This window comes from Streptococcus mitis (assembly GCF_001579035.1).
Classification (GTDB): Bacteria; Bacillota; Bacilli; order Lactobacillales; family Streptococcaceae; genus Streptococcus; species Streptococcus mitis_J.
The window spans coordinates 394800-403192 of record NZ_KQ970286.1 but is presented as its reverse complement, the minus strand read 5'-3'; the positions used below and the strand labels follow the sequence as shown (position 1 = coordinate 403192).

Here is an 8393-nt window from a genome sequence, read left to right as displayed (position 1 = left end):
TTCTCCTTTATCATTTCTGACAAGCGAGACATTGTGATTCATTGGATTTAGAATTCGATACATGTCAACCTCCTTTTATATATTAAAGGTATATGAGTATAAAAAATGACCACAAATGAACTAGAAAATCAGCCGATTTCTAATTCACCTGTGATCATGCCTAATATTACTTAGTAACACTCACCTTGTATTAACTTGTGATTTAAGTATAGCACAAGTAAGTTAATTTGTAAACCTTTACATACAACTTTTTTAAAATTTTTTTAGATTCATGTTCCTAGACTATGAGGACTTTCTTACACGCGTTCTTTCCATGAAGTCGCTGTTGTTTGAAGAACTTTATTGAGTTCGTCAATATTTTCAAATCCAGTTGTACGTAGCCATTCGCGAGCTGCTGATTCACCATCTTTGATGTATGCTTCAACTGATCCAGCCCATGTTGCACGGCCACAAAGAACTCCGTTAAAGTTTGCACCTGATTCGTGAGCAAATACAAGAGTATCTTGGAAGAGTTTAGCTGATACACCAGCACTCAAGTAGATGTATGGCAAGTTAGTTGCTTCATCTTGTGCTTTGAAGAAGGCTGCTGCTTCTTCACGTGTATAAACTACTTCACCTTCAGCGAAGCCTTCAACATATTTAATGTTAACAGGAACTTCAACTTTCAAGACATCAATGTTAAAGCGTGGGTCTGAGAAGACTTTCATAGCACCGATAACTTTGTGTGGTTTTACTTTAGCGTATTCTACAGAACCAGCGTCAGCAATTTTTTCATCGTAAGCAAGAATTTCAAGGAAGAATGGGATATCTTCAGCCACACACTCAGAACCGATACGTTCGATGTAAGCTTGTTTTTCTTGGTTGAGTTCGTCTGAGCTATCTACATCGTAGTAAAGCAAGAATTTAACTGCATCTGCACCTTCTTCTTTAATACGTTTTGCAGACCAAACATCCAAGCAGTCTGGCAAGCGTTTTGTGCTTGTTGTATCATAACCTGTTTTTTCATAAGCAAGGAGAAGACCAGCTTTTTCATCAAGAGCTTTAGTCGCTGGAAGTCCATACTCAGGGTCAAGAAGCATAGATGAAGCGTATTTAGTCAATTCATCTGCTACCAAAACTTTAAGTTCTTCCATTTGAGCCACAGTTGGTTCTTCTGTTTGGTGTTGAGCCATGAGGCGTTTCAAAGCACCACGTTGGTCAAATGCAAGAGCTGAGATGATACCATTTTCATCAGAAAGTTTTTCTAAGCGTGCACGTTTTTGTTCTGTTAAAGCCATTTTATACCTCTTTTACTATTAATTGATCATATAGAGCTTGATAGTTGGCCATGTTGACATGACCAGTTATTTTTTCTTGAGCATTGTGCATACCAAGGACATTTGCCTTGATGAGTAATGCTGCATCCGATTCTTTGTGAAGAAGTCCTGAAGAAATTCCTGCCACAGTAGAGTCTCCAGATCCAACAGGATTTACCACCTGAATTCTAGGAATATCTACCTTGTAGAAAGTATTTCCATGTTTGGCAAAGGCACCATTGGCACCAAGTGAAACGATAATCCATTCAATACCTGAAAACAAAGGTTCTTGAAGGACTTCTTTTAATTCATCCAAATCCTCAGAAACTTCTCTTCCTAGAAGTTGAGACAATTCCTCATTATTTGGTTTGATGACTGTTGGTTTATGGGGTGATTCAAGAACCGCCTGAAGTGCTGCACCAGAGCAGTCCAAGACAACAGGCTTGCCAGCTTGATTAGCAAGTTCTACCAAACTCGCATAGTAATCAACTGGAAGGCCAGCTGGTAAACTACCTGAGATAGCTATTACTTCAACTGACTCCAAGAGTTTTTTGAAATGTTTCAAAAAGTCTTGACCTTCCTGTTCCAATATTTCAGGACCTTTTTCAAGAACTTCTGTTTGGTTGTCTCCGTGAAGAATAGCGATACAGTTCCGAGTTTCTCCCTGAATTGAGAAGAAATCTTTCTTTACTTGATCATCGATATGTTCAACCAGAAACTCACCAAGTTTACCACCAACTAAACCAGTAGCAAGAACAGAATCCCCAAATTCTGAAAGTACTCGGGTAACATTGAGTCCCTTACCACCAGCTGTTTTGGTTACATCCACCACACGATTGACAGTATCAATCTTCAACTCATCCAAAGGATAGGAAATATCGATGGATGGGTTCATTGTGACTGTTAAAATCATAGGTCACCTCTTAGTCGTGGTATTCTCCGCGATCCCATTTTTCAAGGAATTCAGTGAAGAAGTTTGCGTCAGTTTGTTGAGCATTGTGACTTTCAAGGTGTTCAATTTTCGCAATCAATTTTTTGTTTTCTTCAGTTGGTTTGTATTCAGCATGGATGAAAGCTTCGATGATGTCACACATGAGCAATTCACCAGTAATCTTACCACCAAAACCGATAACGTTGGCGTTCAATTGTTCTTTAGCATAAAGGGCTGTTGTCATATCACGAACCAAGGCAGAACGGACACCTGGAACTTTATTTACAGCGTTGTTGATACCAACACCAGTACCACAGATACATACTCCAAGATCAGCTTGACCGCTAGTTACAGCTTCCCCTACTTTTTTACCAAAGATTGGGTAGTGAGTACGTGTATGGTCATATGTACCAAAGTCAATGACTTCATATCCTTTTGATTTCAAAAATTCTGAAACCGCCATTTTTTCATCTGTTACGATGTGGTCACATCCAATTGCAATTCTCATTTTTAACTTACCTTTCTTATTGTAATCTAATTAGCACATTTTGTTCAACATGTCGACCCGAATCTGGTGACGACCACCGTCGTATTTACCGTTAACAAATCCTTTAGCGATATTTTTAGCCAATTCATCACCAACAAGTTGTGCACCCATAGTGATCATACGTGAGTTGTTGTGGCCACGAGTCATATAAGCTGAACGTTCGTCAGATACTTCTGCAGCAACCATTCCTTTGATTTTTGTTGCGACCATAAATGGACCAGCACCGTAAGCATCAATCACGATACCAAGATTTTGTTCTTCTTTGTTTACTTCTGCAGCAACAGCAAGAGTCACATCAACAAAGTCTTGACCTTCAGCTGTAACATCCACAACGTGGAAGTTTTCTTTTTCCAAGAAGTCTTTCACAACTTCTTTCAATCTCAAACCTGCAGCATCTGCACCGATAACAATAGACATATTTTATACTCCTTTTTATTTTTTCTATGCTGGATTCCAGCAGTGTATTGGCTGTCTTTAAAAAACAGTCAATTAGTCCTCACAAACATAATATACTACTATTGTTTGAGAAAGTCAACAGTTTGTGTTTGTTTTTGTTATTTATTTTTTACTTTTTTATAAAACTTCTATCTCAAACCCTAATTCTTCAACCTGATTGGCTTCTAAGAGACGAACATTCTTCTTATCTTCTAAATGATCTCCTTCTTCAAGGGATGTTGACAAGCCAGACCATGGTTCAAAGGCAATGAAAGGTCCCTTGTTCAAAGTTGACCAGATGATGAGGTTTGGAAACTCTGTAAAGTGCACTTTCAATCCCTTATCATGTTTACGAGAACGAAGGGCAATTGTTCGAGATTGCAATTCATCTAAGGTGACTGCATCTGTGCTGAAAAGATCATAATTAAGATCTAATTCTTTTTGACCCTCTAGCCATGGACTTCTATCATGAAAATCCAGCATACCCGTGTCTGGGAAAGGACGTGGAACAGAGCAAGTCTCTTCTTTCTCAAACTCTAAATAGTAATCTTCATAGACTTCATCATCCAGTAGAGGACAATTAAATCCTGGATGGCCACCAATAAAGTAAGGCATGACCTTGCTAGTTTCTTTATTGAAAATCTTGTATTGAGTCCGTACTGTCTTGCCAGTAAGGCTATAAGTAATCTCTAGGCGGAAATGATAAGGGTAGTTCTGATAGCTATTTTCATCGTCTTCAATTGCAAAAGTTACACTCTTGTCTGTCTGTTCAACTAATTCAAATTCTTTCTTACGAACCAAACCATGACGAGGGATGATTCCTTGGATTTCTTGTCCATTATCATCTATATAGACGGCTGTATCATCTCTCAATGAACCACAAATGGGGAAGAGAACAGGAGCTTGTCCACTCCAATAAATAGCATCTCCTTGCCACAAATACTCGAGACCTTCCGCATCTTTTATAGAAGAAAGAGCCCCACCAAAACTGTTAAATTGAACTCTTAATTGTTCTGATTTTAATTCAATTACCATTATTTTCTCCGATTTCTTGATAGTTTATAAAAAACTAGGTTGTCACTCCTAATGGTATGACAACCTAGTTTCAACAATTTACATTTTATAGGAGCGCATTATTTTGCTTTTGCTGCGTACTCTTCATTACGTTTGATCATTTGTTTTCTGTACCAAGCAAAGATACCGATATAGAATACAAGGAAGACTACAGCACCAAGGATTGCTTTGATATCACCTGTTGTAGTGTTACCAATTGTCCAACCAAGAAGTTTTTCGATTGGTCCTTCAAGAGTTGAGTGAGTGATCAATTGAGTTTCGCTCACACCTGCTGGGAAGGCACCTACACCTTTAGCAAGTTCTGTTGCAAATGGTGCAATAAGTGTACCTGAAAGAAGGAAGAGTGGCAACAAGAGCGTTCCGAAGATGATCATACGGAGCAATTTACCACGAGTTACAACCAAGAGAGCTGGAGTAACACCCATAGCGATGATACCTGCAAGTGGCAAGATACCATTTCCAACTTTTGAAAGAAGCACAGCTTCAATCAACATGATTGGTGCAAGTACGTTAGCACAAGCCCAGATTTCAGCACGACCAGCGATGAAAGGCCAGTCAAGACCGATGTTAAATTTACGTCCTTGAAGACGTTTAGTAGCAACGTTTGTAATACCTTGTGAAAGAGGTTCTACGGCTGCGATGAACCATGAACCGATAAGTGAGAAGAGTTCCAAAGATACACCGGCAGTCAAACCAAGAGACAACCATCCTTTGATAACAAGACGCCATTTATCTGCATCTTCAACCCCTGCAATTGGATGTGGAGTTCCCATAATACCGATAACGATACCAAGGATGAAACCGATAAAGAATTTAGAACCCCAGAAACCGATTTTCTTATTCAATTTTGCGGCGTCAAAGTCGTATTTATCAAGACCTGGGAAGAATTTTTCAAAAATCTTATCCAAAACCATGATAACTGGGTTCATCATGTAGTTCATGTGAGTTGATGTCATTGGTGATGAACTTGGAGCGTTAAGAAGGTCGTCAAATGTAGGTTTCATCAAGTCAGAGTTGATAATTTTCAACACACCAACAAGGACGATAGCTGCTGTAGCAATAAAGAGTGAAACCCCTTGACTCACACCGTTGTTATCTGCATACCATTTAATCAAAAGACCTGTGATAGACAAGTGCCAGATATCGAAGATATCAACGTCAAGTGTATCTGTTTTCTTCATAGCAAGCATCACTATGTTGACAATCAACATGATGAGCAAGAAGTAAAGTGTCCAAGCAGAACCCCAAGTGATTGTAGCAAGTGGTGCCCAACCAACGTCGGTAATACTCAATTGAATACCAGTATTTTCAACGAATTTTGCTAGTGATGCTGAGAAAGCAGTGTTGAGCATACCGATGATAGCACCGATACCAGTAAGAGCGATGGCAAGTTTGATACCACCTTCAAGCGCTTTGGAGAATTTCACTCCAAAAAGTAAAGCCAATACTGTCAAAATGATTAACATGATGACAGGTCCACCCATATCTAAGATGGGGGTGAAAAAGCCTTTGATTAGGTCAAAGATTGCATCCATAACAGTTCCTCCCTTTTTTATGTTATATGAATGTTAACAAATTAAAATTAGCTTAACCCGTGTTCTTTGATGGCTGCTTCAATATTATCATATACTGGAGCACTCATAGCTGGGATACGGAATAAGATTGGTCCAGCTTCGATAACTGGAATACCTGGGTCAAAACCAAGGTCTGTCGCAGCAATTGGTGTGAAGATGTCATAACCTTTGATAAGGTCTTCATTAACGTCTTTGACCATGACTGCATCACAGTGCACATCGTAACCACGGTTTGAAAGTTCTTCTTCAAGAGCACTTTTAATTTGGTGGCTTGAGTTAACACCTGCACCGCAGGCAGCAAGAATTTTAATCATATGGATCTCCTCCGATTTAATATTTTTAATAGACAAGATTAAGCGATTGCTTCAGCTATATAAGCATAGAGGGCTTCTGGTTCAGAAATTTTTGATAGGTCTTCAAGATGACCATTTCCTGTAAAGAAGTCCATCAACTGAGCAAGAATGTTGGTTTGACTTGAACTAGAGTTATTGATGATAAAGAAGAGCAAGGATACTTCTACTTCCTTATCTGGTGCAATCATATTGTGGAAAGTCACTGGTTTCTCTAATCGAACCACCACAACTTTTTCAGCTAGATTATGAACAATATCTGTGTGAGGAATAGCCACATTCGGCAAATCCTTACCCAAAAATTCCATATCTAAGCCAGTTGGAAATGACTTTTCACGAGTGATCAAGGCTTCACGATAGGTTGGAGTTACGATTTCTCGTTCTTCCAATAAAGTTGCAACCTGATCAAAGAGATGTTCTTGATTATCCGCTTCTAAGCAAAACACAAGGTTTTTGTCAAAGAAATGATCTAATCCCATAAGGTTTTCCCTTCTTTCCATTAACTTTATGTCATAAGTGTAACATTATATGAAATCGTTGTCAATAGTTTTCTGTTGATTTTTGTCTCTTTTTTTATATTTTTGTTGTGTTTATAGTTTGTTATATAAAAATAAACACACAAACAAATACTCCAAGCATTTTTTCTGTTCTAATACTCAATGAAAATCAAAGAGCAAACTAGGAAGCTAGCCGCAGGTTGCTCAAAACACTGTTTTGAGGTTGTACATGAAACTGACGAAGTCAGCTCAAAACATGGTTTTGAGGTTGTAGATGAAACTGACGAAGTCAGCTCAAAACATGGTTTTGAGGTTGTAGATGAAACTGACGAAGTCAGCTCAAAACACTGTTTTGAGGTTGTGGATAGAACTGACGAAATCAGCTCAAAACATGGTTTTGAGGTTGTAGATGAAACTGACGAAGTCAGCTCAAAACACTGTTTTGAGGTTGTAGATAAGACTGACGAAGTCAGCTCAAAACACTGTTTTGAGGTTGTAGATAAGACTGACGAAGTCAGTAACCATACATACGACAAGGCGACGCTGACGTGGTTTGAAGAGATTTTCGAAGAGTATAAAAACTAAAAAAGCAGACCATTTAAGCCTGCTTTACGATTGATTCTGATATAAATTTCCTATGTACAAGAAAAACAATTCTGATAACTTATTCTTCATCCATGCTCAAGATGCTGAGGAAGGCTTCTTGTGGGACTTCTACTGATCCGATGGCTTTCATGCGTTTCTTACCAGCTTTTTGTTTTTCAAGGAGTTTGCGTTTACGAGAAACGTCACCACCGTAACATTTAGCAAGTACGTTCTTACGAAGGGCCTTAATATCAGTACGAGCGACAATCTTGTGTCCAATAGCCGCTTGGATTGGAACCTCAAATTGTTGGCGAGGGATGATTTTCTTGAGTTTATCAACGATGAGTTTCCCACGTTCATAAGCAAAGTCCTTATGAACGATAAAGCTGAGGGCATCCACCTTGTCTCCGTTGAGAAGGATATCCATTTTCACTAGCTTAGATGGGCGATATTCTGACAATTCGTAGTCAAAACTTGCATAACCACGTGTCGAAGACTTGAGCTTATCAAAGAAGTCAAAGACGATTTCAGCAAGTGGAATTTGATAGATAACATTGACACGGTTATCATCAATATAGTCCATAGTCACAAAGTCCCCACGCTTGCGTTGAGCCAGCTCCATTACTGCTCCAACAAACTCTTGCGGTACCATGATTTGCGCCTTGACATAAGGCTCTTCAATGGTCGCAATCTTGGTAGGATCTGGGAACTCAGATGGGTTAGACACATCCATAGACTCACCGTCGGTCAAATTAACCTTATAGATAACGGACGGAGCTGTCATGATAAGGTCGATGTTGAACTCACGTTCCAAACGTTCTTGGATAACATCCATATGGAGAAGTCCAAGGAAACCACAACGGAAACCAAATCCAAGTGCCTGAGATGTTTCTGGTTCAAACTGAAGACTAGCATCATTCAGTTGCAATTTTTCAAGGGCTTCACGCAGGTCATTGTACTTGTTTGATTCGATTGGATAGAGACCCGCAAAGACCATAGGATTCATCTGCTTGTAGCCATGTAATGGCTCTGCTGCAGGATTGGTTGCCAAGGTAACGGTATCACCCACACGAGTGTCCTGAACCGTCTTGATAGAAGCCGCAAT

Annotated in this window: 10 protein-coding genes; 1 reads left to right on the top strand and 9 read right to left on the bottom strand. The window is 39.3% G+C overall.

Features of this window, described 5'->3' with window-relative positions; genetic code table 11:
• Nucleotides 1–296: 296 nt before the first annotated feature.
• The 8 genes from lacD to SMIDD26_RS04375 form a co-directional block, all read right to left on the bottom strand.
• Nucleotides 297–1277 carry a tagatose-bisphosphate aldolase gene (gene lacD, locus SMIDD26_RS04410; RefSeq protein ID WP_061439149.1) on the bottom strand — a complete coding sequence of 327 codons (981 nt, stop codon included), beginning with the start codon at nt 1275–1277 and terminating at the stop codon, nt 297–299.
• Between the two features lies 1 nt (nt 1278).
• On the bottom strand, nt 1279–2208 hold the full coding sequence (locus tag SMIDD26_RS04405) for a tagatose-6-phosphate kinase (protein WP_061439147.1): 930 nt from the start codon (nt 2206–2208) through the stop codon (nt 1279–1281).
• A 10-nt stretch (nt 2209–2218) separates the two neighbouring features.
• On the bottom strand, nt 2219–2734 hold the full coding sequence (gene lacB / locus SMIDD26_RS04400; protein ID WP_001216916.1) for a galactose-6-phosphate isomerase subunit LacB: 516 nt from the start codon (nt 2732–2734) through the stop codon (nt 2219–2221).
• A 30-nt stretch (nt 2735–2764) separates the two neighbouring features.
• Entirely contained in the window at nt 2765–3190 is a 426-nt protein-coding gene (gene lacA, locus SMIDD26_RS04395) for a galactose-6-phosphate isomerase subunit LacA (protein ID WP_000029277.1), read from the bottom strand.
• Between the two features lie 156 nt (nt 3191–3346).
• The gene (locus SMIDD26_RS11480) at nt 3347–4243 is read right to left on the bottom strand and encodes an aldose 1-epimerase family protein (protein ID WP_134990134.1); all 897 of its coding nucleotides are present in this window, start codon (nt 4241–4243) and stop codon (nt 3347–3349) included.
• Nucleotides 4244–4341: 98 nt separating this feature from the next.
• A complete protein-coding gene (locus tag SMIDD26_RS04385) occupies nt 4342–5817 on the bottom strand; it encodes a PTS galactitol transporter subunit IIC (protein ID WP_061439145.1) in 1476 nt (491 codons plus the stop codon).
• 47 nt (nt 5818–5864) lie between these two features.
• Complete coding sequence (locus tag SMIDD26_RS04380) at nt 5865–6170, bottom strand: PTS sugar transporter subunit IIB (RefSeq protein WP_000590550.1); 306 nt, start codon at nt 6168–6170, stop codon at nt 5865–5867.
• A 38-nt stretch (nt 6171–6208) separates the two neighbouring features.
• Nucleotides 6209–6685, bottom strand: a complete 477-nt coding sequence (locus SMIDD26_RS04375; RefSeq protein ID WP_000521974.1) for a PTS sugar transporter subunit IIA — start codon at nt 6683–6685, stop codon at nt 6209–6211.
• Nucleotides 6686–6865: 180 nt separating this feature from the next.
• Here SMIDD26_RS04375 and SMIDD26_RS12760 point away from each other — a divergent pair, with 180 nt between their 5' ends.
• The gene (locus SMIDD26_RS12760; protein WP_061439143.1) at nt 6866–7288 is read left to right on the top strand and encodes a hypothetical protein; all 423 of its coding nucleotides are present in this window, start codon (nt 6866–6868) and stop codon (nt 7286–7288) included.
• A gap of 79 nt (nt 7289–7367) precedes the next feature.
• On the opposite strand, the gene lepA is transcribed toward SMIDD26_RS12760, so the two are convergent.
• On the bottom strand, nt 7368–8393 hold a 1026-nt coding region (lepA, locus tag SMIDD26_RS04365), incomplete at its 5' end, for a translation elongation factor 4 (protein WP_134990162.1).